This window comes from Nonomuraea composti, from assembly GCF_012034275.1.
GTDB lineage: Bacteria > Actinomycetota > Actinomycetes > Streptosporangiales > Streptosporangiaceae > Nonomuraea > Nonomuraea composti.
The window spans coordinates 1-262 of the sequence record NZ_JAATEP010000182.1 but is presented as its reverse complement, the minus strand read 5'-3'; the positions used below and the strand labels follow the sequence as shown (position 1 = coordinate 262).

At 67.6% G+C, this 262-nt stretch carries 1 protein-coding gene; it reads right to left on the bottom strand.

Annotated features, from left to right (window positions below):
• The coding region (locus HCN51_RS57900; RefSeq protein WP_168022248.1) for a hypothetical protein at positions 1 to 262 on the bottom strand (262 nt) is incomplete at both ends.

The following is a 262-nucleotide window of genomic DNA, read 5'->3' as shown; positions in this document are numbered from 1 at the left end:
ACGCCGCGGATCCGATAACCGCGCCATGCGTCATACAGGTACTTGAGCGGCTTGTTGTCCGGGTCGGTGACCGTCACCTCGGCTTCGCCGGACTGCTGCTCGATCCCGACCGTGCCGATCTTCCAGGTGCCGCCGTCGGCGTCGGTGTGGGTGGCGATGCGGTCGGTCTTGTCGTCGTAGGTGTTGACCGCGTGCGCCCGCCCCGACGGCAGGGTCATCTTGGTCAGCTTGTTCGGAGCCGCGATGCGGGCGGCGTAGTGGC